We start from the raw sequence: 25,690 nt of genomic DNA, 5'->3' as shown, positions 1-25,690 counted from the left end.
CGCGCGGCCCCGGGTTAGGAAGCGAACATGGAGATCGCGATCGTTCTCATCGCCCACTCTACGCTCTCGGTCTTTTTCCAGACCTTCTTCCTGCACCGGTACGCCTCGCATCGGATGTTCACGATGTCGAAGCCATGGGAGCGGATTTTCCACTTCCTCACGTACCTCACGCAGGGCTCGTCGTACCTCGTGCCCTGGGTTTACGCGATCTTGCACCGCATGCACCACGCGTACAGCGACACGCCGAAGGATCCGCACTCGCCGCGGTACTACTCGAATGTCGTCCGGATGATGCTGGACACAGCGCACCGCTACGACGCGATCTACGACCGCACGGCCGACGTGGAGCCGCGCTTCCTCGGCGGCTACCCCGAGTGGCCCACGCTCGATCGCATCGGCAACGCGTGGATCGGCCGGCTCGCGTGGGGCACCGGCTACGTGCTCTTCTACGTGGCCTTCGCCTCGCACTGGTGGCAGTTCCTGTTCCTCCCGCTCCACTGGACCATGGGCCCGCTGCACGGGGCGATCGTGAACTGGTGCGGCCACCGCTACGGCTACCGCAACTTCAACAGCGACGACGACTCCCGCAACACGCTGGCCCTCGATCTCGTGACGCTCGGCGAGCTCTTCCAGAACAACCACCACAAGTACGCGATGAGCCCGAACTTCGCGGTGCGGTGGTACGAGATCGACCCGGCGTATCAGGTCATCCGCGTGCTTGCCTGGGTCGGGATCATCCGGATGTCCGACAAGGTGCAGGTCGCCCGGCTCGAGCCCGAGGTCGCGCGGGCTGAAGGCTGAAGGGTAGAGCGGTCCGCCGGCCGCGCGCGCAGCGCGGCCGGCGGTGAAGCGCGGAAGCGCGGCGCGCGGAGCCGAGGCCCCGCGCGCGAGGGCTCACGCGAACAGCTGCCGGAACGCGCCGGGGACGTCCTTCGGACCGATCTGCTCCTTGCGCTTGTTGAACTCCGGCAGACACGCCTGGTAGGCCGCGTCCACCCGCAGATCGCTCCCGTCCCAGCTCGGACGCCAGATCTCCATCGTCTCGCCCGCGAGATCGATGACGTCCTTGAACTGCCCGCGCTCCTTCAAGATCTGCGTGCTGAGCCCGTACATCAGCAGCCCGCCGGGGATCGCCCCGAGCGCCGTCGTGGCCAGGGCCGGATAGCAGATGCGCGCCGTCTTCGCCCCGAAGCGCTCCCGGATCTCCGCCATCGTCTTGCGCTGGAGGATCTTCGCGCCGGCGAGCGGGCCCATCGCGTAGACGGGATCGTCGCTCGGGTAGTCGTAGTCGCAGAAGGACACCACGCTCTCGCCCTTCGCGATGAGCCCCGCCGCGGCGAGCGGCTCGACCCACAGGAGCGACGACGTGCCCATGAACTTGTTGGTCCGCTCGATGTCCGCCTCGTTCGCGACGTCCACCTCGACGAGGCCGAGCTTGCGGATGTTCTCCGGGCGCGAGAAATCAGGGATCTGGAGCACCGGATCGAACGCGACGTCGAGGTCCTTCACCTTGGTCGGCCCGTGCTCCGCGTACCGCTTCATCGCGCCGGCCGCGATGCCGTTCACGAGGTGCACCGCCCGATACCGCTCCTTCAGCGCGGCGACGACCTCGTCGATCACCTGCGGCCTCGTGGCGTCGTTGTTCCAGAAGCGCGCGGTGAGCCCCTCGGCCGCCGCCGCGTCCGAGATCGCCTTCACGTGGTGCGGGCCGATCTGCATCTTCTCGCTGTCGAAGTGCACGGCGAAGACCGCGGCGCGCTCCCCGAAGAGCAGCTGCAGGGCGAGCGCCCGGGTCATGCCGTTCGAGCCGCCCAGGATCAGCACCGCCGTGTCCGGGGCGATGCGCGCGCCCGCCGGGCGGATACGGGCGCGGTGCGCCGCGAGCTGCTCGGTCGCCACGCGCGCGCCGTGCTCGGCCAGCGAGCCCACGAGCGCGCGGCGATCGAGGCCGCCGAGAGGAAGCTTCTTGAAGGTCTCTAGGTCATCCATCACGTCCCGCGTCTTACCGTCTCCAGCGCTCGGCGTCACGACTGGACAGCTGCAGGCCGTCCGAGCGCTCCCCGGGCGGCGCTCGAAGGGGAGCCCCGCCTCCGTCCGAGCCGTGATAGATAGATCGCGTGAAGACGGTTCTTGTCACTGGCGGCAGCGGGTTTATCGGGCGCGGTCTCGTGAAGGATCTGCTCGCGCGGGGTGATCGGGTGACGGTGCTGACGCGCGACGTGGCGCGGACGCAGGCGGCGCTGCCCGGGGCGCGCGTCGTGTCGTGGAGCTCGGACGCCCCGGGGCCGTGGTTCGAGGAGGTCGACGGGGTGGACGCGGTCGTCCACCTCGCGGGCGAGACCATCGTCAAGCGATGGACCGAGGAGGCGCGGCGCGAGATCCTGAGGAGCCGCGTCGACACGACCCGCCTCATGGGCGAGGCGATCGGCAAGGCCAGGCGCAAGCCCAGCGCGTTCCTCTGCGCGTCCGCCGTGGGCTACTACGGCCCGCAGCCGGGCGACAAGGTGCTCGACGAGGACGCGGCGCCCGGCGAGGGCTTCCTCGCCGACGTCGTCGTCCGCTGGGAAGAGGCGGCCCGCGCCGTCGAGGAGCAGCACGGCGTCCGCTCGGTGCAGCTGCGCATCGGCGTCGTGATCGGCGAGGGCGGCGGCGCGCTCGACAAGATGATCGCCCCCTTCCGGTTCTTTCTGGGCGGGCCCGTCGGCGACGGCAAGCAGGTCATCTCGTGGATCCACCGCGACGACGTCGTGGGGATGACCCTGCTCGCCCTGGACAACGACGCGGTGCGCGGCCCCTTCAACATGACCGCGCCGTACGCGCAGACCGGCGACGAGGTCGCGCAGGCGATCGGCGCGGTGCTCCACCGGCCGTCGTGGCTCCGCGTGCCCGAGGCCGTGGTGAAGCTGGGCATGGGCGACGCCGCCGAGATCGTCACCACCGGGCAGCGCGTCTATCCCAGGCGGGCGGAAGAGCTCGGATACACGTTCCGCTACGCCCGCATCGTGCCCGCGCTCGAGTCGATCCTCCGCGGCTGAGCGCCCGCGCGCGGCCGAGCGCTGGCTGCCCTGCGCCGGGGCGCGGCCGCGCTTCAGTCGCCGCGCCGCCGCGCCGCCGCCGGAGCGGCGCGCGCTGGAGGCGGGCAGCTGGGCGCCGCGCCACGGCGCCCAGCTGCTGCCTACACGAGACAAGAGCCGCCGGTGGCGCGCTGAGAAGTCGACCTCTGTCGAGCAGCGCACCATCGGGAGCCCGGACGGCGGTTTCCCAGCGCTCCCCCAAGCGCTCCGTCCGCTTCCATGCTTACGTCATCGCGCTCCGAGAATCTCTCGGGATGAGTTGGATTGGCGCGTGCAGGGTATCCCGACTGGATGTCGACGTGCACCCTCCAGAAGCGCCGCGACAACCAAACTCGTTAGGGGAATCCCTTTGCCGCAGCGCACAATCGCGGGGTTGCTCGTCCTCCTCGCGTGAGGCTCGTCCGAGGCGCGGTTTCTGGCGCGTGAGAGAGGGGAGGAGCCAGGCGCAGTCTGCGCTCGCTGCCCGGACAGCGGATCACCCCCGAGCAGCTCCGTTGTGGTTCGTCGTGGAGCCCCGGCGCGGCGGGCGGGCGCGTGGTCGTGCAGGCGCGCTCAGGGGCTGAGGCCACGGCTCTGGAGGATCTCTCGCACAACCGCCTGCGCGGAGCCTGTCAGCTCGGAGAGCGAGCCGCGGGCGAGCTCCACGAACTTCATGCCGCGCACGCGCTTGAGCGCCTCGACGGCCACGGCGCGCTCCTCGGCGCCCTCGTGCTGGAGGATGCCGAGGAGCATCTCGCCGGCCTCGAGGGTGTCGATCTTCGCGATCGCCCGCACGGCGCTGGCGCGCACGGCGGGGGCCTGCGACTCGCGGTAGATGCGGGCGAGCGGATCGAAGGCGTGGGCGAAGCGCAGCTCTTCCAGCGCCCGGGCGGCCTCGTGGACGACGGTGGGATCGGGATCCACGAGCGCGTCGCGGATGGTGATGAACGTGCGCTTGTAGAGGAAGTGGGACAGCGCGCGGACGACGGCCACCCGGATCTTCGGCTCGGCGCGGCGGAACAGGCGCTCGAGGGGCGAGAGGATCGTGTAGAGCTCGACCGTCGCGAGCTGCTCCGCGAGGCTGATGAGCTGCTGCGCGGGGGCGGCCTCGGGCGTCGCGCCCTCGACGGCGAGCGCGGTGAGCCGGGCGAGCATGGCGCGGCGGCGGGTGACCTCGGACCACTGCGCCGGGTCGAGCACGATGTCGCCGCACGCCTGGGCGGCGCTGCCGGCTTGCTCCCACTCGACGAGGTCGATGTGCCAGACGTCGGGGAAGCCGAGCTCGTGGCGGAGGTGCGCCGGCAGCGGCGCGGCGTCGATCGGCAGGTCCTGCGCGTTCACGTAGCGGCGGCCGGCGCGGGCGTAGTGCTTCTTCCGGGTCTCCTCGAGCGGCAGCTGCGTGAGCGCGCGGTAGACGCCGCCCACCTTGCTGTACTGCCCTGCCTCGCCGAGCGCGATCACGGCGGCGAGCAGCGCGTTCTCGGCGATCTCGGGCGGGGCGGCGCGCTTCTGCGAGACGGCGGACACCTCTTGCCAGAGGCGGGCCTGCGCGAGCACGGCGAAGTTGGCGACGGCGGCGAGCCCCTCTTTCCGGGCGTACGCGGCCATCTCGCGGGCGAGCGTGGCGGCGGCGGAGATCTCGCCTTGCTTCTCGGCCGCGGCGACGGCCTCCTCGTAGGACTGGAGCGCGTAGTAGCGCAGGTGGTCCTCGCGCAGGATGCGGATGACGTTCACGTAGCCCTCGAGGACGTGCTCGAAGGCGCGGCTCTCGCGCCCGACGGCGATGAGGACCTGGTAGCAGTCGAAGGCGCGCTCGCGCTGGCCGATGGTCTCGTACCTGTCGGCGGCCTCCTCGAGCAGGTGGACGGAGGCGAAGACGGCCTCGCGCGCCGCCGCGGCGTCGCCCGTGCGCAGCGAGGTGCGGGCGAGGTTGAAGCGGGCGAGGCCGGCGGCGTAGAGGTCGCTGCCCGACGAGGAGAGCAGCTGGGCGAGGCGCGACCAGAGGGCGCGGGCGCGGGCGAAGTCCTGGCCGCGCTCGCGGGCGATGGCGGCCTGCGCGACGAGGCCGGCGGCCTCGTACTCGTCGGCGGCGCGGCCGTAGAGCCGCTTCTGCCGCTCGGGGTCCTGCTCGCGCTCGGCCCAGGCGAGCACGGTGCGCGCGCGGTCGATGGGCGGGACCTTGGCGATGAGCGGGCGCTGGCTCTGCTCGTTGCCGCCGTACCAGGAGACGGTGAGCGCGCTCCGCGCGTCGCCCAGCCGGACCAGCACGTCGCGGAGCTCGTCGGTCATGGCGACGTACTCCTCCTCGCGGGCGATGGTGTGCTGGAGGGCGCTGAAGAGCGCGTCGCGCGCGCGCGTGAGATCGCTCCTGGCCAGCGCGGAGCGGGCCTCGTCGCGGAGCTCGTGCAGGGGGCGGACGCCTTGGGTCATGCCGGGGGCGAGCGTAGTACACCGGCCCTGGCCGAGGGAGCGGCGGGCGGCTGCAAAATGAGGGGGTTCCTCAGGGCGCGGGGATGGAGCAGCCGTCAAACGGCGCATCGCGGGCGCTGCGTGAGGCGGCCCGCGGAAGCGTGAGAACCGGGCTGTCGGCGCGGCGGCGGGCTGCTAGAGCGCGGCCGATATGAAGCTGTTTCACCAGACTCTGATGCTCGCCTTCTCCGCCGCGTTCTCCATCTCTTGCGGTGGCGCGGCCGAGCGCGCGCTGCTGCTCGACGAGGTGGGGAGCGCCGAGCTCTCGGCGTCGACCGCGCCCGGTGCGCAGCGCGCGAGCCAGGCGACGCGCGCGCCGGGCGAGGAGGCGCCGGGCGATCACCGCTTCTGCGGGTGGCTGCACGAGTTCCTCGGAGATCCCGAGTCGACGGAGCTCGGATACGACACCTTCGCGGCCCACGCGGGGGCGTTCGACGCCGTGCACCCGAAGTGGTGGCGCGTCGCCTCGCCGACCCGCTTCGAGAACCACCCGCGCGGCCGGGAGGCGCCGTTCGCCGGTTTTCACGACCCGCGCGTCCTCGACCGCACGACGGCCGGCGGCGCGCGGACCCGGCTCATCCCCCTCATCGCCGCCATCGACCGGCCCGACGTCGTCGCGGTGCACGCCATGCTCCACGATCCTGCGCTCCGGGCGAGGCACGTGGAGGGCGTCGTCGCGCTCGTGGTGGAGAACGGTTATGACGGGATCGACATCGATTACGAGCACCTCTCGTCCGTCCTCGGGCCGGGCGAGACCGTCCGGGCCGAGCGGGCGGCCTTCTCGGCGTTCATCGACGAGCTCGCGCGCGCCCTCCACGCGCGTGGAAAGGAGCTCTCGCTCGCGGTGCCGGCGGTCGCGTCCGCGAACGGCGTATTCGACTACGAGGCGCTGAGCGCGTCGGCGGATCACGTGCACGTGATGGGCTACGACTACCACTGGCACGGCGGAGCGCACGTGGGCCCGGTCGCGCCGCTCGGCTGGCTGCAGGAGACCGTCTCGTACATCGGGTCGCTCGACGGCGGCGCGCGCCGCGAGAAGTTCATCTTCGGGCTGCCGAACTACGGTCTTCTCGGGCCGGAGGCGCCGGGGAGCGGGGGCGCCGTGGTGGGGTGTGAGCCGCTCAGCAAGTGCCTGGAGCTCGCGGGCGACGGCTACGAGACGAGCACCGAGCACATGAGCCGGTGCCCGGACGACGAGGGCGGGCGGCTCGCGGCGGGGAGATCGCCGAACCGGCTCCTCGCGAGCGGCGAGCGCCTCTTCTTCGAGGACCTCGCGTCGCTCGAGGAGAAGGTCGCCGTCGCCGAGCAGGGTGGGCTCGGCGGGGTGACGTACTGGAGCATCGGCGGCGAGCCGGGCGGGGCGGCGTTCTTCTCGATGATCGAGCGTCACTTCCCGAGGTGATCGCCGCGCCCTCGGGCCGCCTCGGCCGCGAAGGCGGGGGAGGTGGTCAGCGGCGGGGGCCGCGGCGTGGTAGGGTGCGCGCCGTCACAGCGAGAGGAGAATCCTGTCATGGCACGCACCCCGTCCACGATGCTTGAGCTGGGCACCCCGGCGCCCGACTTCAGGCTGCCCGACTTCACAGGAAAGCAGGTCGCGCTGTCGGATTTCAAAGCGCAGCGGGCGCTCCTCGTGATGTTCATCTGCAATCATTGTCCGTTCGTCAAGCACATCCGCCACGAGCTCGCCCGGCTGAGGCGCGATTATGGCGCTGACGACGTGGCCATCGTGGCCATCAACTCGAACGATATCGTCGCGTATCCAGCGGACAACGCCGAGGCGATGGCCAGAGAGGCGCGCGAGGTCGGCTACACGTTCCCTTATCTCCTCGACGAGGCCCAGCAGGTCGCCAGGGCGTACCGGGCCGCCTGCACGCCGGATTTCTACCTCTTCGGCCCCGATCGCCGGCTGGTCTACCGCGGTCAGCTCGACGACAGCCGTCCTGGCAACGACGTCCCCGTGACGGGCCGCGATCTCCGCGCCGCCATCGACGCGGTGCTCTCCTCGGCGCCCGTCCCCTCGGAGCAGCGCCCGAGCATCGGTTGCAACATCAAGTGGAAGCCCGGCAATGAGCCGGGGTATTACGGCAGAACTCCGTAACGATCCCTGGAAGTACGCGCCTGACCGGACCCGGCGGAAGCGCACGCTTCACGCCGGCAACGTGGTGCCGGGTGCGGGTTCAGGCGACATGGACGTGCTGGAGCCGGTCGGCGGCAGGCCCAGGAGCGCCGAGGCGCGGGCCACCCCTCGTGCGGTGGTCGCGCCGCAGCTGCGCGCTGCTGTCGTCATGGAACATGGACAGTCAGGACACTGATCCTGTAGGTTCACAGTACGGGGAGTGAGACCTCGTCTCGGGGGCGCGTTCCTCGCGAAGCCATACATTCGCCTGCATGGTGAGTGGGTTGAGGCATGAGGCCGAGGTCCACTCCAGTCTGGATCTCGGAACGACGAGCGCGATCCGAAGGCGGCCTACTCTCCCACTTCGTGAGCGCCCATGCGACACAACACGGTCAAGGCCAAGGAAGGGGACCTCCTATGCAGAGCTGGATCGGCCCGGAGCGCCAGGCGCTGGCGAAGAGCGCGGCGAAGGTGCTCAAGGACAACGCCCTACACAACCGCAGCGGTCTCCCGCCATTTCGATTGCCGCAGGTCGCGCAGCAGATCCTCGACGAGCTGTTCCATTTCTCCTCCACCGTCGACGCGGCGCCCGTCATGTCGCTCGGGCAGAAGCTCGGGCAGCAGGGGCTCGGGCTGCGAGCCCTCCTTGGACTGAGCCGCTTCCTCGTGCGCGAGGTGCTGGCGCGCCTGCCCGGAAGTACGCCCGAAGCGCTGGAGGCGGCGGCGCTGGTGAACGACTACCTGACGCTGCTCGTGGACGCGGTGGCAGAGCAAGAGAAGCGCGAGGTCGGCGTCCAGCGCGACGAGATGCAGCTCGCGCTCGAGCGCGCCATCCATAACCGCGAGCGCGAGCTGCGCCGGGTGATCATCGAGCTCTCGACGCCGATCATGCCCGTGTACGATCATATCTTGGTGCTGCCGCTCATTGGAAAGCTCGATACCGAGCGAGCGGGGAGGATCACCGAGTGCCTGTTGCGAGAGGTGGTGGACCGGCAAGCGCGCACCGCGATCATCGATGTGACCGGCGTGCCGGCGATGGACGCGGAGGCCGTCGACGCGCTCGTGCGCACCGCGCGCGCGCTCGACCTCCTCGGCACCCACCCGGTGCTGGTCGGCATCCGCCCCGAGGCGGCCCGCGTGCTGAGCGATCAGGACGCCCACCTCGCGGGCATCGTGGTGCTGGCCAATCTGCAGAGCGGTATCCTCTATGCGCTGCGGCGGGAAGGGCTCGAGGTGCGTGGCGGTCCGCGTCCGCAGCGAGGAGCTGCTGGCTCGTATCGCGGCCGTTGATGAGCGCAGTGAACTCACTCCAGGGAGGAAATGATGGAAATTGACACGACCAAGCCGCACGTCGGTCGGGTGTACGACTACGTTCTCGGAGGACACCACAACTACGAGGTGGATCGCGCCGCCGCCGCGGCGATCATGAAGCTCGTACCCACCTATCCGAAGGTCGCGAAGCTCAACCGCTGGTTCATCCAGCTCGTGGGGCAGCGATGGTCCGAGGCGGGTATCACGAACGTGCTCGATCTCGCCTCGGGGCTACCGACGCAGGGCCATCTCAACGATTACCTGCCTGATGCGCGCATCCTGTTTTCGGACGTCGACCCGGTGAGCGTGATCTACGGCGAGCAGATCCTGGCTGACAAGCCGAACATGCGCTACATCCAGGCCGACGTGCGAGACCCATCGCCGTTGCTCGCGGCGGCGGCGCAGTTCTTCGGCGCAGAGCGCCGCATCGCGGTTGGCGGCATCGGCATCCTCTACATGATGGACGATGAGAGCTCGCGTGACATCCTGCGGAAGCTGCACGCGTTCTGTGCCCCTGGCAGCGTGCTGGCGCTCAGCTTCATCATGTCGCGCGGCGCCGCGGCGGCGGGCCAGCTGAGCAGCGCCGGCTCCCTCGCCGGGGTCAAGGTCTACCCGCGCACGCCCGAGGAGATCGCGGCGCTCGTGGCCCCATGGAAGGCGGATGAATGCCGGCCTCTGGCGGAGTGGCTCGGCATCGACGATTTCATCACCGAGGAGGAGTACCAGGTGAACCCGTTCGAGATGCGGGGTTTGATCGCGCATCACTGAACGAGAGGCCGCGCCCCATCTCCCCATCCATTTCGGTAAGAGCGCCGAACTACACGGAGCTGCGCACTGCCATGGGGCAGAACTGCGACGGGCGGATGGCCGAGCGGGTCGACTTCGGCGACGACGCGGCCTGTCCGCTCTGGGATGCCCGCAGGGGAACGCCAGCATCCTTGGGCGGGGCTGTCGGATGACGTCCGTGGCAGGCTCGCGCCGGTGCCTCGCTGCCGCTCCGCCGCGGAGATCCTCTGCACGGTCCCGCCGCGCGACCGTGCGGTGCTGCTCCGGCTCGGCCTGGACCTGGACGACCACGAGGTCGCCGAGCTCTTCGTCGAGGGCGTCCGCGCTGCGGACACGTCCATCGCCGAGCAGGAACGCTGGGAGCGGGAGCGGCTCTGCTGACGCCGTGCATTGCCGTCGCGGTCTATATTTTCCACATCCTGCACCGTCGATCCGTCGAGGGGCCGGTAGTAGACTCCAGGCATGAGCCCCCGACGAGACAGCGCTGCGCCCGCCATGGCTCCCGACCTCGACGAGGAGGACCCGGTCCTGCGGGCGTTCCGCCTCGCACCCGTGGTCTACGACGAGCAGATCTCGGACGAGGAGCGCGAGGCGGTCGCGGCCGGCGCGGCGGGGCCCTTCATCCCGCACGAGGAGGTGATGGCCGAGATCCGGCGGCGAGCGGAAGCCGAGGGCGCCTTGGCGGAGTACGAGGAGATCATGCGGGCCCGCGGGCGCACGGCCTCTCGTCCTCGATGACGTGGCTCGTCGACTGGACCCCGCCCGGACGCGCCGCGCTGGAGCGCCTCCCGTGGACCGACGCCGCCCGGATCGATGAGGCCGTCGAGCGCTTCGCCAAGACGGGCGAGGGCGACTTCTACCGGCTGCCGGAGGACGACGCCGTGACGCTGCGCCTGCGCGTCGGGTCGTACCGCGTGCGGCTGACGCGTGACGCCCGAGAGCGAGTGCTGCGGTCTGGTGGGTGTACCGGGTGTAGGGGCCGTGCGCCGAGCGCGCCGGGCGCGGATCGTAGCGATACCGATCGGCCGCGCGGCTACTGGCAGGCGCAGACACCGCCATGTCGCGAGCAGCAGCCGCGGTGGACGGTCGTGCAGCTCGGCGAAACCGTTCCGTCGCAGCAGCAGACCCGACCGACCTCGCTCTCGGCTGGCGCTGCTCGCTCGCGGGCGCTGGCGGCCTGACGCTGTCGTTCCCTCGCCGGCTCGGACGCGGTGTACTCCATCGCCGTGATCACGTTCCGCAGCGACGCCGCCTCGATCGGGGTGTCCGCTGCTGCGATGATCAGGCGCTTCAGCTCGGGGTTGCACCGTCCGCCCGGGCAGGCGTTTCGCAGCGCCTTCTCACGAGCCGCGGGGCCGATCGCCCGATAGTGCTGCCAGCGCGGGTCGGACCGCTCTGGCGACGCCTCCTCTGGAGCGGGGCCGATGCCGATCCGACCGTTGCCAGGCTTCGCGCTGGTCGTCGCCGTCGCCGTCGCGATGACCTGCGCCGCCTGCGGCTGCACGTCGGGGCGCGGCTTTGGACGAGCGCCGGGGCGCAAGAGTAGCGAAGCGGTGCACGACCCCACGGTGGCCGTCACGAGCATGGCGATGACCGCGCACCCCTTCCCGACCGCGCGATCCCTGTGCCCCATGCGAGCCAGCGTACGCGGAGCAGTGCGCGCTGTCTGCTGAACGCTGGCGATCACGGTGCCGCGCTCTTCACCGATCGGACGCGGGACGCGATGCTCACCGACAGCGCGCGAAGTCCGACTTCGATCTCGCGATCGCCAGCATCGCCCTCGTGCACGGCGCCACGCTGATCACGCACGACGCCGCTCTACTCGACGGGTCGCTCATCGGGAGCTGACCGCGCCGTCGTGGGAGTACGATGACCGGCTTCAATGGGGCCGCCGCCTTTCAGCGGCGGAGAGCCGTTCGCGCGGCGGCGGCCGTCGCGTTCGCACCGATGCTTCAATGGGGCCGCCGCCTTTCAGCGGCGGAGAGGCCGAAGGCGGAGCCCGTGTTGATGCGGCGGTACAGGCTTCAATGGGGCCGCCGCCTTTCAGCGGCGGAGAGGGTCATCCTTGGGGCCAGCGAGGGGGTCAGCCTGTGGCTTCAATGGGGCCGCCGCCTTTCAGCGGCGGAGAGCAGAGGCGTTACATGCAGTGTCTTTTCTTTTGACACAGCTTCAATGGGGCCGCCGCCTTTCAGCGGCGGAGAGAGCCTTCCGCACGTGGCTGAAGGACGGCACTAGGCCCGCGCTTCAATGGGGCCGCCGCCTTTCAGCGGCGGAGAGTGTCTAGAACGACAAACGGGTTGAAACCGCCAGAAAAGAGCAGAATTCGAACCGCCAAGGCGCCAAGGACGCCAAGAAAATCACAAAAATCTTGGCGTCTTATGGCGCCTTGGCGGTTCACTTCTCGCTCGATCAACGTGATCGGTTTTCTAGCGCCACGTTGAGCGGGCGCGCAGGGTCCAGGCTTCAATGGGGCCGCCGCCTTTCAGCGGCGGAGAGCCCGCCAGCGCGGCGCGCGGGCACGGCGTGAGCGCGCTTCAATGGGGCCGCCGCCTTTCAGCGGCGAAGAGCGACTCCTGCGCCGCGTGCCTGGGACAGCGCGCCAGCGCTTCAATGGGGCCGCCGCCTTTCAGCGGCGGAGAGTTGCGGCCATCTGTCAAGGTCGATGCACGCCCGCCGGGCTTCAATGGGGCCGCCGCCTTTCAGCGGCGGAGAGAGCACCATCTCGTCGGTGGGCGTCGGCCGGTACGCCACGCTTCAATGGGGCCGCCGCCTTTCAGCGGCGGAGAGAAGGAGTGGAGAATGGCTCTCGATTTCGATGAAGGTATCAGCTTCAATGGGGCCGCCGCCTTTCAGCGGCGGAGAGGCTCGACGAGCGCATCCTCAAGCTCCTCGCCCTGAAGCTTCAATGGGGCCGCCGCCTTTCAGCGGCGGAGAGCTCCTGCTGTTGATGCAATCGGCTCGCGTCTTCGCCAGCTTCAATGGGGCCGCCGCCTTTCAGCGGCGGAGAGAGGCGGCCGCGAATTCCGGCGGCTTCGGCATCCTGGCCAGGCTTCAATGGGGCCGCCGCCTTTCAGCGGCGGAGAGCCGGATACGCCGGGCTCACGTATTGCTGGTTGCGGCCGCTTCAATGGGGCCGCCGCCTTTCAGCGGCGGAGAGTCGCCACCAGCAGTTCGTGCTGGAGACGCACTTCATGCTTCAATGGGGCCGCCGCCTTTCAGCGGCGGAGAGAAGGCGTCGTACGAGGACACGACGATCGCCGTGAAGTCGCTTCAATGGGGCCGCCGCCTTTCAGCGGCGGAGAGCTCCAGGATCTTGCCGTGCGCCTCCCGCTCGACGAAGACGCTTCAATGGGGCCGCCGCCTTTCAGCGGCGGAGAGTACCCGGCCAGCGTGACCGTGTGCCTCGACTGGCCGCTTCAATGGGGCCGCCGCCTTTCAGCGGCGGAGAGTCCGATGCATCCGGCCCCGTCGCATCTCCGCGCATGACGTCGCTTCAATGGGGCCGCCGCCTTTCAGCGGCGGAGAGATCCAAGTAGGCGTTGATCTGTTCGAGCGTCAGGCCGCTTCAATGGGGCCGCCGCCTTTCAGCGGCGGAGAGCACCGCTCCTATCGTGGCGCCATCGAAAGAAAGACCAGGCTTCAATGGGGCCGCCGCCTTTCAGCGGCGGAGAGCGCATGGGGAGCCGTAGGTGGGTATAGTCCCCGGTCGCTTCAATGGGGCCGCCGCCTTTCAGCGGCGGAGAGCAGCTGGCGCAGCGGTTGGCCGGGGAGGCTCCGGCGACGGCTTCAATGGGGCCGCCGCCTTTCAGCGGCGGAGAGGGGACTCATCCGGTTCGATACCGCATCGCGGCGGTGGGTGCTTCAATGGGGCCGCCGCCTTTCAGCGGCGGAGAGCGGCCCGGCTTGATGTGCCCTTTGCCCTCGACCACCAGGGCTTCAATGGGGCCGCCGCCTTTCAGCGGCGGAGAGGGAACAAGGTGTGATTCTCATCTCCATCCGAGATGACGAGGCTTCAATGGGGCCGCCGCCTTTCAGCGGCGGAGAGAGGCACATCATCAAGGGCCGCGGCGAGCACCGCGGGGCTTCAATGGGGCCGCCGCCTTTCAGCGGCGGAGAGGGGCGCATGTCGAAACTGGAGCCCCTCGACATCGGTAAGCTTCAATGGGGCCGCCGCCTTTCAGCGGCGGAGAGTCTGGGACTGCACCATGACCGTCGCCGAGGCGGGCTAGCTTCAATGGGGCCGCCGCCTTTCAGCGGCGGAGAGCCTTCCACACGTCACACGGCTGAGCATGTCCAGCCAAGATGCTTCAATGGGGCCGCCGCCTTTCAGCGGCGGAGAGGCTGCATGGCCCGCCAAGCCGGTGAGGACGAGGAGCTGCTTCAATGGGGCCGCCGCCTTTCAGCGGCGGAGAGGAGATCGAGGCCGACACAGCGCCCGAGACGGAACGGCTTCAATGGGGCCGCCGCCTTTCAGCGGCGGAGAGGGGCAACGAAACCTCCACCATCGGCTACGCGGCGGTGCTTCAATGGGGCCGCCGCCTTTCAGCGGCGGAGAGGAAGCGGCGCGCGCGTCGCTGAGCAGCGTGGACCTAGCGGTGCTTCAATGGGGCCGCCGCCTTTCAGCGGCGGAGAGCGACGCGAGGAACTCTCTTGTCGCGAGCGCGCTTGCGGCTTCAATGGGGCCGCCGCCTTTCAGCGGCGGAGAGGCCGCCGAGCTCCGCTACGACGCCCGCGGCGGCATGACGGCTTCAATGGGCCGCCGCCTTTCAGCGGCGGAGAGACTGTCCACCGCGACTCTGCCAAGGTGGGAGCATGGGGCTTCAATGGGGCCGTCGCCTTTCAGCGGCGGAGAGCCGGACGACGCTCCAGCCGGCCGCCCGAGACGAGCTGCTTCAATGGGGCCGCCGCCTTTCAGCGGCGGAGAGGGGCGGCCGTGGGCCGCGTCTACCGCCTGCTGGACGCCGCTTCAATGGGGCCGCCGCCTTTCAGCGGCGGAGAGGCCTCTATGCGCCTGTCACGCTCCGATGGGCCGACGTCGGCTTCAATGGGGCCGCCGCCTTTCAGCGGCGGAGAGTCGCGGGCTCGACGTGAGTAGTTGCGCGATCCGCAAGCTTCAATGGGGCCGCCGCCTTTCAGCGGCGGAGAGACAGCGGCGCCTTGCACCACCATCACGCGCAGGTTGCCGCTTCAATGGGGCCGCCGCCTTTCAGCGGCGGAGAGCGTTCGGGCTGCTCTTCGCGGTGTTCTCGCGGGATGGCGCTTCAATGGGGCCGCCGCCTTTCAGCGGCGGAGAGCTGGGCCCCAAGGGCGCGTTCTGCGTACAGGGCGTGCTTCAATGGGGCCGCCGCCTTTCAGCGGCGGAGAGGCAGCGCGTGGCTCGCGAATGTGCCGGCGCTCCGGATGCTTCAATGGGGCCGCCGCCTTTCAGCGGCGGAGAGGACGATGCTCAAGGACAAAGCGACGGGGCGGACGGTGCTTCAATGGGGCCGCCGCCTTTCAGCGGCGGAGAGACGCGAAGGACGCCGGTGAGTGGTGGTGGCCGGTGCCGCTTCAATGGGGCCGCCGCCTTTCAGCGGCGGAGAGCGATCTGCCCACGCACCATCCGGTCGGGCATCTCGTCGCTTCAATGGGGCCGCCGCCTTTCAGCGGCGGAGAGCACGCTCCCCGCTTTCGCGCAACTACGACCGCGGTGCTTCAATGGGGCCGCCGCCTTTCAGCGGCGGAGAGCCTCGTCAAGGCGACCGGAAGCCCGGGGCCCCACAGATTGCTTCAATGGGGCCGCCGCCTTTCAGCGGCGGAGAGCTGCTCGTGGCGATGTTCTGCGGCGGCTATCTCGCCAGGCTTCAATGGGGCCGCCGCCTTTCAGCGGCGGAGAGCTGCCGCCGGCCGTTGTATCCCTCTGGTACCGCCGCGGGGCTTCAATGGGGCCGCCGCCTTTCAGCGGCGGAGAGGCCTCGGGCATCGACGACATGATCTTCGAGGCCTCGGCTTCAATGGGGCCGCCGCCTTTCAGCGGCGGAGAGGCCCAGAGCTCGCGCTTCTCATGGTGGCTGTCGTAGCTTCAATGGGGCCGCCGCCTTTCAGCGGCGGAGAGGAGGACGGAGGCCGCGAGCCGCCTTCTGAAGCTCTACGTGCTTCAATGGGGCCGCCGCCTTTCAGCGGCGGAGAGTCTGCATCTTGAGGAAGGGACGACCACGGCCGCCGTTGCTTCAATGGGGCCGCCGCCTTTCAGCGGCGGAGAGGACGGACAGCACCACGCTCGACGCGTTCGCGCGCACCGTGCTTCAATGGGGCCGCCGCCTTTCAGCGGCGGAGAGTGACGGCTGCCGGCGGTCCGCTCGGCGCGCTGCTCGGGCTTCAATGGGGCCGCCGCCTTTCAGCGGCGGAGAGCGCGGGCTCGAGGTCAACGCCGCTCACCATCCCCGGCCTCAATGGGGCCGCCGCCTTTCAGCGGCGGAGAGTCCCTGGACGCGTTGTAAACGCTTTCAAGGGGTGATCTGCTTCAATGGGGCCGCCGCCTTTCAGCGGCGGAGAGGGGAAGGTCTGCCCATCGACGAGCGTCACCGAGCCGCTGCTTCAATGGGGCCGCCGCCTTTCAGCGGCGGAGAGGTGCTCGCGATCGGAGAGTGCGACCCGGCCGAGGTTGGGTCTGCTTCAATGGGGCCGCCGCCTTTCAGCGGCGGAGAGGGTCAGCTTCTAACTTGGGGTGGAACCGGTACACCTTCGCTTCAATGGGGCCGCCGCCTTTCAGCGGCGGAGAGGATGCACGCGCTTTTCACCTTCATCGCGAAGGTGTGGCTTCAATGGGGCCGCCGCCTTTCAGCGGCGGAGAGGTCGCGTCGATGCGCTGCACCGTCTCGCCCCAGAGGCTTCAATGGGGCCGCCGCCTTTCAGCGGCGGAGAGGTGGTCTCGGTTCGCCATGATGGCGCCGAACGCCCCGAGCTTCAATGGGGCCGCCGCCTTTCAGCGGCGGAGAGAGGATCGGCGCCTCGCGTGGCTCACGATCCTGCTGGAGCTTCAATGGGGCCGCCGCCTTTCAGCGGCGGAGAGCGTCAGCATCGCCGACGACTTCGCCAACAACATGATGCTTCAATGGGGCCGCCGCCTTTCAGCGGCGGAGAGGAGGGCGGCCAAGCCCGCCAAGAGGGCGGTGGTCAAGCTTCAATGGGGCCGCCGCCTTTCAGCGGCGGAGAGCGACGTGGGGATCTTAGCGAAGCTGCCCGGATTGCCGCCCGCTTCAATGGGGCCGCCGCCTTTCAGCGGCGGAGAGCAAGTTGGGCGTCCTGTGCGCGGCGGCTCCGGCTGAGCTTCAATGGGGCCGCCGCCTTTCAGCGGCGGAGAGTCCACCGCGCAGCGCCTGGCCGAGACCGAAAGCGTCCCCGCTTCAATGGGGCCGCCGCCTTTCAGCGGCGGAGAGGCGCTACCTCGATCACGGCCTCCGCGCTGGCGTACTTGCTTCAATGGGGCCGCCGCCTTTCAGCGGCGGAGAGCGCTGTGCGACGCCTGCGCCCTGCGCGCTGGAGCGGCGCTTCAATGGGGCCGCCGCCTTTCAGCGGCGGAGAGGCGGTGGGCGCCGATCTACCTGCGCCAGATCATCCCCGCTTCAATGGGGCCGCCGCCTTTCAGCGGCGGAGAGGTGGATTGGAGCGGCTACGCTTTCGGCACGATCTCCGCTTCAATGGGGCCGCCGCCTTTCAGCGGCGGAGAGCAAGCTCACACGCTCACAGACGATGGCGGCCGCCTGGCTTCAATGGGGCCGCCGCCTTTCAGCGGCGGAGAGGGTCATCGCTGCTGGACTCGGCGGAACGAATTGGGACACGCTTCAATGGGGCCGCCGCCTTTCAGCGGCGGAGAGAGGCCTCCCAGACGTACCTGACATTTCGCGTACTTGCAAGCCGGTTTGCGAGAGGTTCCCGTTCGACCCCCCTCTGCCGGCTCGCGGGGACCCTCCGGAGGCCCTCCTCGCACTCGAAAACCATCGTTATTTCAAACACCTACCGGCGTTGCGAGCGCCTCCCGGGATTTTCGCGTCACTCCACCGCTCGCAGCGGGCCCGTCCCCCCTCTTCTACCACACCCCCGCCTCCCGGGAGCCTGCCTTTCGTCCTTGCTGGCAGCGGTGCCGCTCCGGCCCTGCCTCTTCCGGTCGTCCACCCGCCTTGCCCAGGGCGCGGCCGCCCCTGCCGCTCGCGCTGCCGAGCTGCTCGCCCTCGCTCGCCCTCGGTGGATTTCACGACGTGGAGCTGAGATGGCTGCGGCCCTTGGTAGCACCCAACCCACCTCTGCTCGCACTTCCGGCGTACTGCCGTCGTTCGTCGTGATTCCCCGGCGGGTCGCCGCCGTCCCTCGCGGCCGCCGTCCCTCGCGGAAGACGCGCTCCCTCGGAGCCGGCGCTCGTTACTTCCTCATGTCATCCGGTTCGGGGCCGGAGGGACGGCCTGCCGCCCCCATTACAACGGCGATGGAGTCGATTTGCAGGCACGAAGACGCCGTTCCCGAGCGCGCTCGCCTCCGACCACAGCGCGACCTGGTCCCCTCCCGAGCGCGCTCGCCTCCGACCACAGCGCGACCTGGTCCCCTCCCGAGCGCGCTCGCCTCCGACCACAGCGCGACCTGGCCCCCTTCCGAGCGCGCTCGCCTCCGACCACAGCGCGACCTGGTCCCCTCCCGAGCGCGCTCGCCTCCGACCACAGCGCGACCTGGTCCCCTCCCGAGCGCGCTCGCCTCCGACCACAGCGCGACCTGGTCCCCTCCCGAGCGCGCTTGCCCGCGACCACAACGCATCGTGGTCGGGCAGATCTGTACCCCAGGAAGATCACTCCACTTTTCTGGTCGACGTGAGCTGCATCACGCATCTGGGTGCCGCACGCTCGATCGGCCGGCGAGCAGATCCCCTCCCCGGTCCCGGTCCTGGCGCCGTCTCCGGGCCCGGCGGGCGTCTCTGGCCGGGAGATGCTGCGGATTCCGATCGCCCCAGCCGCCCCTTCCGCCACCGCCCCGGCTCGCTCCGGCCCGGCACGATTCCGGGACGGTCCCGAGAAACGCCACGTAATTCTGAGCATGAGCTCTTCTCATCCTCCGACCGCCCCGGTCCAGCACGGCACCTGGACCTCCATGCACGCAACGGCCGTTCACGTCCTCCCAGGCATACTCCGCTTCCTCGGCGTCGCCGAGGGCGACCTCGACGACGTGTGCCAGGACGTCCTCCTGAACGCCTACCGCAGCTTCCCCCGGTACGACCCCATGCGCTCCGGCGGCGCGCCCTGCGCAGCCCTGCTCGATTCGCCAGACGCCCCGGGATCCGCCCCGGCGCCCGCGCAGCCCGCCGTCGCCGCCGACAGCGCGCCGAGCGACACACGTCCTCGCCCGCATGACGCTCCCGCGGGCGCGCCCAGGCCATCTCGACCAGCGCACCTCGGCGAGCACTGGAGGGCGGAGGCGTCATGGCTCTTCGGGATCGCCTGGCGGAAGGTCCGCCATCACCTGGAGCGCGCCTACCGGCGCCGTGAAGTCCCGGTAGGCCTTGCCGACGCCTCCTGTTTCCAGCGGGCAGACGCCGCGGTGAGCAGCGAGCGCCACATCGCCGCGGAGGAGCGGATCGCGCTCGCGATCCGCCTCCTGTCGGCGGTCGCGCCCGAGCGCCGCGCCATCCTCGTCCTCGCCGACGCGTACGACGTCCCGGTGCGCGAGATCGCGCGCGCCCTCGGGCTCAACGAGAACACCGCCGCCAGCCGGCTGCGCCGCGCGCGCCGGGACTACCGCGCCGCCGAGAAGCGGCTGCGCCCCGAGGAGAGACAGGCGCTCCGGTCCAGCCTCCTCGTGCTCCTGCTGTTCTCCGAGACCTCGTTGCGGTCGCTCCGCGACGCGCTCCTGCCCGCGAGCGACCCGGCCGCGCCGAGCGCCCGAGCTCGCGTCGTCGGCACGAGGTGGCGAGCACGTCTTGCGCGTCTCGCGCGCCCGCTCGCCCGGACCGCTCGCCCGGCGCTCGGGTGGGGAGCGGCAGGCATCGCCGGAGGCTTGCTCCTGGCCACCGAGCTCGCTCGAGCTCCGGTGGACTGGGCGCGCCACCTCGGTCCCTTCGCCTTACCCCTCCTCCTCGCACAGGGCACGAACCTGGCCCCGGCGCCGCGACCCCGAGGCGTCTTCGAAGGGGCGCCGCGCCCCGGCGGCTCCACGCCCTCCGACGACATCCCGGGCCTCCGAGCGCCCGCGGCACGGGCGACCGAGGCCCAAGGCCAGCGCCAGCCCGCCGGGTCGAGGCGCGCCCCGGCGCTCGCAGCCGAGAGCCAGGATCCGCTCGGCGAGGAGCTCGCGCTGCTCGACGCGGCCAGGGCGGCGCTGTCGCGCGGCGAGCGCGCCGCCGCCCTCGAGCACCTCGACGCGCACGCGCGGCGTTTTCCACCGAGCCGGCTGACGTTGGTGCGCGAGCGGCTCCGGTCGAGGGCCGAGGCGCTGCCGGTGACAGCGACCGGCGGCACGGCGGGGGACGCGCAGCGATGAGCGAAAGTCCACCGCGTCACGGGCGCGTCGCGTCGCGCGCCCCGCGATGGGGAGAGCGGGCTCGGCACACGGCGTTCGCTTCGATGGTCGCGGCCCTCGTCGCGCTGCGCGCGGCGGCGCCGAGCCGGGCCGACACCGGACCGCCCCGGGCCCGCGTGCGGATCGAGCTCACGCGCGGCCCAGGCACCGAGCGCTGCCCCGACGGGCGGTTCCTGCGCGCAGCGATCGCCCGGCGCATGGGCTTCGATCCCTTCGACGCGGAGGCTCCGCTCCTGATGGAGGCGTCGATAGAAGGAGACCGAGGGGAGCTCATCGCGTCGATCTACCTCCGCGATCGCCGCGGCGTGGTGCTCTGGACCGACGGCCACAGGACCCGCGGCGACTGCAAGACGCTGGTCTCGACGGCGGCCCTCTTGATCGCCGTGCAGCTCGACGACATGGGCGAGCTCCCGCCGCCGCAACCGGCGCCGGCCCCGCAGAACGAGCGCGCGACGCAGGCGGAGGCGCCGTGCTCCCCCGAGCGCCCGTGCGCGGGCCGGCCGGCGCCGCCGCCGAACGAGGCGCCGCGCTCACCTCCGCCGCCGAGCAAGGCGCCGCCCGCGCGCGAGCGGCCGCCCTTGCGGGCGCCGCCCCCGGGCAGCGCGGGGCAAGCCGCGGCGGAGCGCTTCCACTGGACCGTCGACGCCGGCGCCGCGATGGCGCTGGGGCTGACGCCCGGCGTCGCGGTGGGTCCGACGTTGTCGGTCGCCGGCCGCTGGCCGGCATGGTCGGTCGCGCTGGAAGCGCGCGGGCTCTCGTCGCTGTCGACCAACGTGGACGACGTGCGTGTCGCGACATCGGCGTTCACCGCGAACGCCGCCTTGTGCCTTCACCGGCATGCTCTCTTCGCGTGCGGGGTCGGAGAGCTGGGTGTGCTCCGTGCCGTGCCCGAAGCTCCAAGGCTGGCGAGAACCGTGCTGACTCTTCGTGCCGGGCTCGGCGCGCGAGCCGGCGTCCGGTGGCCGATCTCGGAGGGCCTCTCTGGGTACGGAACTGCCGAGCCGGTCTGGCGCACGGTCGACGCGTCGCTCCTCCGCCGTCGAGGCATCGCCGGAACGGATCGCGCGGCCTGGAGCGCTCCCGCGCTCGGTGTGGCGTTCGGGATCGGTTTACAGCTGAACTTATGATGGGGTCCGGCGGCAGAAATATCCGCCCTCCCCCCCGAGGTAAAAGAATGAGAAATTTTCCTCGATTCAGTGAATGCTCAATGCGCACGAGGCCCGGTGGGAAACCGTCTCCTTGCGCGGAGGACCATCGTTCAGATAAGTTGCGACGCATGCGCGTGCCGGGCTTTGCCCTTGCCGGAGTGCTGTTGGCTGCCAGCTGCAGCCAGGATCCGATCATCATAGAAGGCCCATGTTCGGAGGAAGAGCTCCTCCACTATCCTGAGTGGTGCTCGGAAGACCTCGGTGAGGGCGGCGCCGGCGGTGAGGGCGGCGCTGGCGGTGAGGGCGGCGCCGGCGGTGAGGAGCACAGCGCCCTGTGCTCCGGCCAGTGCGTCCCTCCCGCACCGCTCGGCTGGTCTGGCCCGGCGCTCCTCTGGTTCGGCCCGCCGGAGGCCACCCCCGATTGCCCCGCCGACGCGCCGACGATCGGGTACGAGGGCTTCGCCGATCTCCAGCAGGTGCCGACGACGTGCCCGACCTGCGCGTGCGACCCGCCCGAGGTGTCGTGTGCGCTCCCGACCGCGTGGGCCGCGTCGTCGTCCTCGTGCCGAGGCGATGAGCCCGACGCCATCGCGACGCCGTTCGCCGCGCCCGACGCATGGGATGGCGCCTGCACCGCCGAGAGCGCGATCCCCGCCGATCAGGACTGCGACGGCGAGCCCTGCGTGCAGTCGCTGGCGATCGCGGCACCCTCGAGCACGGCTGGCGGGTGTACGCCGCGCATCGAAGTCCCGCAGCCGATCCCCCAGAGCCCGCTCTGGTGGGCGACGGGCGCATTGGCCTGCGTCGCCGGGGCGCACACGGCGTGCGCCGACGCGACGACGTGCGCGCCGGCAGCGCCGCCCGCGTTCCTGACGTGCGTCTACCACGAGGGCGACGCCGCCTGTCCGGACGGCTACGCCCAGAAGCACGTCTTCTACAAGGACGTGCTCGACGGCCGCGACTGCACGTCTTGCAGCTGCGGCGAGCCAACCGGCGCCTCGTGCACGATCATGGCGTCCGTGTACCGGGACGCGGCGTGCACCGACATGGTCGCGTCGACCCTCGTCGACTCGAGCGTCCCGTTCTGCGGGGTGACGCCGCCCGGCGTCGGCCTGGGGAGCAAGTCGGCCGCGGTCGTGGCGGTGGAGCCGGGCGCGTGTGTACCGCAGGGCGGCGAGCCCGTCGGCGAGCTTCAGCCGGCCGAGCCGTCCACGTTCTGCTGCATCGCCTGAGCGTGCCGGCGCCGGCCGGCGGCCGATGTCTGGCACTGCCTTGGAATTAGCGAGAGGAGTGCTTGAATCTCCGTGGCCGGTGGTGCGCCGCTGCAGAGTCAGACGCGCCCGCCTGACCCCACCCATCGGTCATCAACGTGAACGTTTACGTCGTCGTTCACGGCCGAACGTTGACGACCACGACCACATCAACGTTCGAATGTAGCAAAGCGCGGCGCGGAGCTTGGTTAACGCCTATGCGCCGCTCCCCCCGGAGGCGCCGCTCACGCCGGATCGCCCGGCGGCTCCTCGTCCACCGCCTCCACCGCCTCCACCGCCTCCACCGGCGCCGCAGGCGCCTCCTCGGCGTCACTGGCCTCGCTGCTCGATCCAGCCGGCCGCGACTCCCACGCAGCGAGCGGCGCGAGCAGCGCAGCGCTGATCTCCTCGCTGCCGGGCACGTCCGGGTCCGCGTGCGCGGCGACCCGGGCCGCATAGTCGCGGAGGGCGGCGAGCGTCGCAAGGAACGCGGCGCGCACGTCGCCCGTCGGAGCGCTCTCGGGCTTCGGCGCGGTGATGTGCAGGGCGCGGCCATAGGCCTCGTGCGCCTCCTCCAGGTGAGCGAGGTAGCCCTCGCCGCCCAGCTTCTTGAACGTCCGGTCGTGCCGCGCGCTCCGGATCGCGTCGAGGCGCGCCTTCGACTCCTTCCATTCGAGCTTGTACGGGAGCCGGGTGAAGGAGAGGCCGTCCGGGTAAAGGATCTTGAAGAGATCCTTCGCCTCGTCGAGGTGCGGGTTTTGCTCCAGCGGGAGCTTGCACCAGCCTCCGAGCCAATCGAACGTCGCGCTCCACGCGTTGTCGAGCATGCGGTCGGCCTTCGGCTTGGTCTTCGTCTCGACCGGATCGCCCCCCTGCGGCCGGGTGAGCGCCTCGAGCGCGGCGACCGCAGCGACGAGCCGTCCCTTCGACCGCCCGATCGCCTCGGGGAGCTTCTTCGGCTTGAGCCGCTTCTCCCTCGCGTCAGCCACCGTGATGAGCTCCGTGGCGAGCACGACCGACTCGGCGGCGTTGAGGCGCGGGAGAGCGACGAGATCCTGGGAGGTGAATGAACGAGCCATGGTGAACTCCTTCCCTGAAACGGCACAATCGGTTGCGCCGGGGACGAACGCCATGGCAAGAACGGGGCCGCGCGGCCCCCCGGGGTTTCGCGCTCTCGAGCGCGCTGCACATGCTGCTGGGTGGGCCTGACGCAGGCCTGGCGTGGCCGGCCAGTCGTGCCTTGGCCGGCCACGCCGCGCGCCGGAGCGGAGGTCGTCATCAGAGCGCCGCGCGGCGCTCTCCGCATCCATCTGGAGAGCGCGCTCCCCTGGCGCGCCCCCTCCCCGTCAGAACGTGGCGTCGAGCTGGAGCCGACCGACGTGGCGGGCGTCGGCGGTGTCCTTGCCGAAGATGTAGAAATAGTCGCCCTGGATCTTCAGGGCATACCCGTTCACATAATAATTGAGCCCGCCGCCGACCTGCTTTCCCTGCGTGTCGACGAGATTGACGAGCTTCGGATCGGTGCCGCGCTCCGCGAAGATCTGGTCCCAGCGCGCGGCGACCTCGACCCGCTCGGTCAGCAGGAAGCCCGACTGGACGAAGTAGCCGTAACCCGACCGGGTCCACTCCCGCACGGGCGCGCCGTCGACCTCGCCCTCGAAGGAATCCCGCTCGGCGTGGCGCACCACGGCCTCGGCCGAGAGCGAGAAGCCGGCATATTTGAAGACGAGATCCGCCGCGCCATGCAGGTAGTCGGCCGCGCCGTGCGCGAGCGTCGCGCCATACGTGCTGCTCTGGCGGCTCGTCTGGTGGTTGTAGGCGCCCGCGACGCCCACCGCGAGCCGGGGCCGCGCCTCGCGAGAGAGGTCGCCCTCCTGGTCGTCGTCGAACGGGCCGAACGGGCGGACCGCGAGCCGCGCCACCGCGAGCGGGCCGTGCTTCTGGCCGCCGAAGCGGTTGCGCCCCTCGCCGCCGCCCACGAAGAGGTTGTACGACAGCTTGCCTCCCAGGCCGAAGAGATCGGGCGAGGAGAGCATCAGGCCGACGTCGCGATCGAGCGTGAGCTCGCGGACGGCGATCTGGCGATCGACCAGCTGGAGGGTGAACTCGCGCGTGGTCCGCGCCCGGTCGAACGGGACGAAGAACTGGCCGACACGCACGTTGAGATCGCGGATCCCGGTGTACTCGACGAAGGCGTCGAAGACGGGAGAGGCGCTGTCCTTCTCGAAGTCGTTGCCGCCGAAGGCGAGCTGCACGTTGTACTTGAGATCGGGCGAGAGGACATGCCCGCTCGTCGTGAGGCGCACCGTCTTCACGTTGATCTCGTTCGTGTCGTCCTCTGCCGTGTGCGTGATGGTCTCGCGGAGCTGCACGCGGGCCCGGATCGTGGACGAGAACTTGTCGTCCGCCGTCTTGACGGTGAAGCCCTTTCCAGGAGCCGCCGTCACCTTGACGGCGCTGCCCTTGTCCTTCGCCGCGCTGGCCCGCTCCTCGGCGGCCGCCTTGCGCTCGGCCTCGAGGCGCTCGATCAGCGCGCGCTGCTGCTGCTCGAGCTCCGCGACCCGGCGGCTCAGCGGCTCGACGCCGTCCGCCGCCCCGGTCTCCTGCGGCGCCGGGGCCGGAAGCGGCGCCTGGGCCTGGGGCGGCGCCGGGGCCTGGGGCGGCGCCGCGGGCTGCTGAGCGGACGCCTGGGAGGGGAGCGCGGCGGCGACGAGCCAGAGCGCCGCTGCCGCGCGGACCGTGTGCGACTTCTTTCCGTTGATCGATTTCAAGCGCGTTGTTCCTCGAATCAAACCAGCTACTGACGGCGCACGGCGCACGGCGCTCTACGCGCGGCGCGCACGGCCAACACCGGCCGCCGGCGCAAAGGCACACGACGCCCTCGCAGGCAGCGGACCATCGCTCCCCGGCCTGCGCTCGACGTCCCACGCACGACGCGCAGACGAGAGGCCGCGGTCAGGAGCACCCGGCTGGGCAGCAGCGACGCCAGCAGGGAACCACCGAAGGTGTCATCCAATA

At 70.5% G+C, this 25,690-nt stretch carries 16 protein-coding genes and 2 CRISPR repeat arrays; of the genes, 12 read left to right on the top strand and 4 right to left on the bottom strand.

Annotated elements, in window-relative coordinates; translation table 11 throughout:
* Window positions 1–27: 27 nt before the first annotated feature.
* Complete coding sequence (locus WMF22_RS33305) at window positions 28–801, top strand: acyl-CoA desaturase (protein ID WP_437293979.1); 774 nt, start codon at window positions 28–30, stop codon at window positions 799–801.
* 93 nt (window positions 802–894) lie between these two features.
* Here WMF22_RS33305 and WMF22_RS33300 read toward each other — a convergent pair whose 3' ends face one another.
* Window positions 895–1,989: a hypothetical protein gene (locus tag WMF22_RS33300; RefSeq protein WP_437293978.1), complete on the bottom strand. Its 1,095-nt coding sequence runs from the start codon at window positions 1,987–1,989 to the stop codon at window positions 895–897.
* 128 nt (window positions 1,990–2,117) lie between these two features.
* Between WMF22_RS33300 and WMF22_RS33295 the strand changes: the two genes are divergently transcribed.
* Window positions 2,118–3,035 carry a TIGR01777 family oxidoreductase gene (locus WMF22_RS33295; protein WP_438032398.1) on the top strand — a complete coding sequence of 306 codons (918 nt, stop codon included), beginning with the start codon at window positions 2,118–2,120 and terminating at the stop codon, window positions 3,033–3,035.
* 591 nt (window positions 3,036–3,626) lie between these two features.
* Here the strand turns inward: WMF22_RS33295 and WMF22_RS33290 are convergent.
* The gene (locus WMF22_RS33290) at window positions 3,627–5,483 is read right to left on the bottom strand and encodes a HEAT repeat domain-containing protein (protein WP_438032397.1); all 1,857 of its coding nucleotides are present in this window, start codon (window positions 5,481–5,483) and stop codon (window positions 3,627–3,629) included.
* 190 nt (window positions 5,484–5,673) lie between these two features.
* Here WMF22_RS33290 and WMF22_RS33285 point away from each other — a divergent pair, with 190 nt between their 5' ends.
* The 10 genes from WMF22_RS33285 to WMF22_RS33240 all read left to right on the top strand — a co-directional run bounded on the left by WMF22_RS33285 (window position 5,674) and on the right by WMF22_RS33240 (window position 22,654).
* Entirely contained in the window at window positions 5,674–6,924 is a 1,251-nt protein-coding gene (locus tag WMF22_RS33285; protein ID WP_438032396.1) for a glycosyl hydrolase family 18 protein, read from the top strand.
* Window positions 6,925–7,032: 108 nt separating this feature from the next.
* Window positions 7,033–7,620 carry a thioredoxin family protein gene (locus WMF22_RS33280; protein WP_437293974.1) on the top strand — a complete coding sequence of 196 codons (588 nt, stop codon included), beginning with the start codon at window positions 7,033–7,035 and terminating at the stop codon, window positions 7,618–7,620.
* A 435-nt stretch (window positions 7,621–8,055) separates the two neighbouring features.
* The gene (locus tag WMF22_RS33275; RefSeq protein WP_438032395.1) at window positions 8,056–8,928 is read left to right on the top strand and encodes an STAS domain-containing protein; all 873 of its coding nucleotides are present in this window, start codon (window positions 8,056–8,058) and stop codon (window positions 8,926–8,928) included.
* 30 nt (window positions 8,929–8,958) lie between these two features.
* Window positions 8,959–9,717 carry an SAM-dependent methyltransferase gene (locus tag WMF22_RS33270; RefSeq protein WP_438032394.1) on the top strand — a complete coding sequence of 253 codons (759 nt, stop codon included), beginning with the start codon at window positions 8,959–8,961 and terminating at the stop codon, window positions 9,715–9,717.
* Between the two features lie 213 nt (window positions 9,718–9,930).
* Window positions 9,931–10,116, top strand: coding sequence for a hypothetical protein (locus WMF22_RS33265; RefSeq protein WP_438032393.1), 186 nt, complete (start codon window positions 9,931–9,933; stop codon window positions 10,114–10,116).
* Between the two features lie 81 nt (window positions 10,117–10,197).
* Complete coding sequence (locus WMF22_RS33260) at window positions 10,198–10,473, top strand: hypothetical protein (protein ID WP_438032392.1); 276 nt, start codon at window positions 10,198–10,200, stop codon at window positions 10,471–10,473.
* A complete protein-coding gene (locus WMF22_RS33255) occupies window positions 10,470–10,916 on the top strand; it encodes a type II toxin-antitoxin system RelE family toxin (protein WP_438032391.1) in 447 nt (148 codons plus the stop codon). The genes WMF22_RS33260 and WMF22_RS33255 overlap by 4 nt, the downstream gene beginning before the upstream one ends.
* 695 nt (window positions 10,917–11,611) lie before the next feature.
* Window positions 11,612–12,012: direct repeats of the CRISPR family, unit length 36 nt; unit sequence GCTTCAATGGGGCCGCCGCCTTTCAGCGGCGGAGAG.
* A gap of 182 nt (window positions 12,013–12,194) precedes the next feature.
* Window positions 12,195–17,591: a CRISPR direct-repeat array (repeat unit 36 nt; unit sequence GCTTCAATGGGGCCGCCGCCTTTCAGCGGCGGAGAG).
* Between the two features lie 1,204 nt (window positions 17,592–18,795).
* The gene (locus tag WMF22_RS33250) at window positions 18,796–20,235 is read left to right on the top strand and encodes an RNA polymerase sigma factor (protein ID WP_438032390.1); all 1,440 of its coding nucleotides are present in this window, start codon (window positions 18,796–18,798) and stop codon (window positions 20,233–20,235) included.
* A gap of 83 nt (window positions 20,236–20,318) precedes the next feature.
* Window positions 20,319–21,401 carry a hypothetical protein gene (locus tag WMF22_RS33245; protein ID WP_438032389.1) on the top strand — a complete coding sequence of 361 codons (1,083 nt, stop codon included), beginning with the start codon at window positions 20,319–20,321 and terminating at the stop codon, window positions 21,399–21,401.
* A 179-nt stretch (window positions 21,402–21,580) separates the two neighbouring features.
* Window positions 21,581–22,654, top strand: a complete 1,074-nt coding sequence (locus tag WMF22_RS33240) for a hypothetical protein (RefSeq protein ID WP_438037305.1) — start codon at window positions 21,581–21,583, stop codon at window positions 22,652–22,654.
* Between the two features lie 263 nt (window positions 22,655–22,917).
* On the opposite strand, the gene WMF22_RS33235 is transcribed toward WMF22_RS33240, so the two are convergent.
* Together WMF22_RS33235 and WMF22_RS33230 are read right to left on the bottom strand one after the other, a co-directional pair.
* On the bottom strand, window positions 22,918–23,751 hold the full coding sequence (locus WMF22_RS33235; RefSeq protein WP_438032388.1) for a hypothetical protein: 834 nt from the start codon (window positions 23,749–23,751) through the stop codon (window positions 22,918–22,920).
* A gap of 267 nt (window positions 23,752–24,018) precedes the next feature.
* A complete protein-coding gene (locus WMF22_RS33230) occupies window positions 24,019–25,443 on the bottom strand; it encodes a porin (RefSeq protein WP_438032387.1) in 1,425 nt (474 codons plus the stop codon).
* Window positions 25,444–25,690: the final 247 nt, after the last annotated feature.

Origin of the sequence: Sorangium sp. So ce204, from assembly GCF_051526795.1 — a bacterium.
In the GTDB taxonomy this organism is placed as follows: domain Bacteria; phylum Myxococcota_A; class Polyangia; order Polyangiales; family Polyangiaceae; genus Sorangium; species Sorangium cellulosum_B.
This window is presented reverse-complemented; position numbering and strand designations above follow the sequence as displayed.

Excerpts from the sequence above, each read along its gene's own strand:
- WMF22_RS33235 (WP_438032388.1), bottom strand. The coding sequence starts at position 23,751 with ATGGCTCGTTCATTCACCTCCCAGGATCTCGTCGCTCTCCCGCGCCTC.
- WMF22_RS33285 (WP_438032396.1), top strand. The coding sequence starts at position 5,674 with ATGAAGCTGTTTCACCAGACTCTGATGCTCGCCTTCTCCGCCGCGTTC.
- WMF22_RS33290 (WP_438032397.1), bottom strand. The coding sequence starts at position 5,483 with ATGACCCAAGGCGTCCGCCCCCTGCACGAGCTCCGCGACGAGGCCCGC.
- WMF22_RS33280 (WP_437293974.1), top strand. The coding sequence starts at position 7,033 with ATGGCACGCACCCCGTCCACGATGCTTGAGCTGGGCACCCCGGCGCCC.
- WMF22_RS33300 (WP_437293978.1), bottom strand. The coding sequence starts at position 1,989 with ATGGATGACCTAGAGACCTTCAAGAAGCTTCCTCTCGGCGGCCTCGAT.
- WMF22_RS33305 (WP_437293979.1), top strand. The coding sequence starts at position 28 with ATGGAGATCGCGATCGTTCTCATCGCCCACTCTACGCTCTCGGTCTTT.
- WMF22_RS33275 (WP_438032395.1), top strand. The coding sequence starts at position 8,056 with ATGCAGAGCTGGATCGGCCCGGAGCGCCAGGCGCTGGCGAAGAGCGCG.
- WMF22_RS33260 (WP_438032392.1), top strand. The coding sequence starts at position 10,198 with ATGAGCCCCCGACGAGACAGCGCTGCGCCCGCCATGGCTCCCGACCTC.
- WMF22_RS33255 (WP_438032391.1), top strand. The coding sequence starts at position 10,470 with ATGACGTGGCTCGTCGACTGGACCCCGCCCGGACGCGCCGCGCTGGAG.
- WMF22_RS33245 (WP_438032389.1), top strand. The coding sequence starts at position 20,319 with ATGGTCGCGGCCCTCGTCGCGCTGCGCGCGGCGGCGCCGAGCCGGGCC.
- WMF22_RS33270 (WP_438032394.1), top strand. The coding sequence starts at position 8,959 with ATGATGGAAATTGACACGACCAAGCCGCACGTCGGTCGGGTGTACGAC.
- WMF22_RS33250 (WP_438032390.1), top strand. The coding sequence starts at position 18,796 with ATGAGCTCTTCTCATCCTCCGACCGCCCCGGTCCAGCACGGCACCTGG.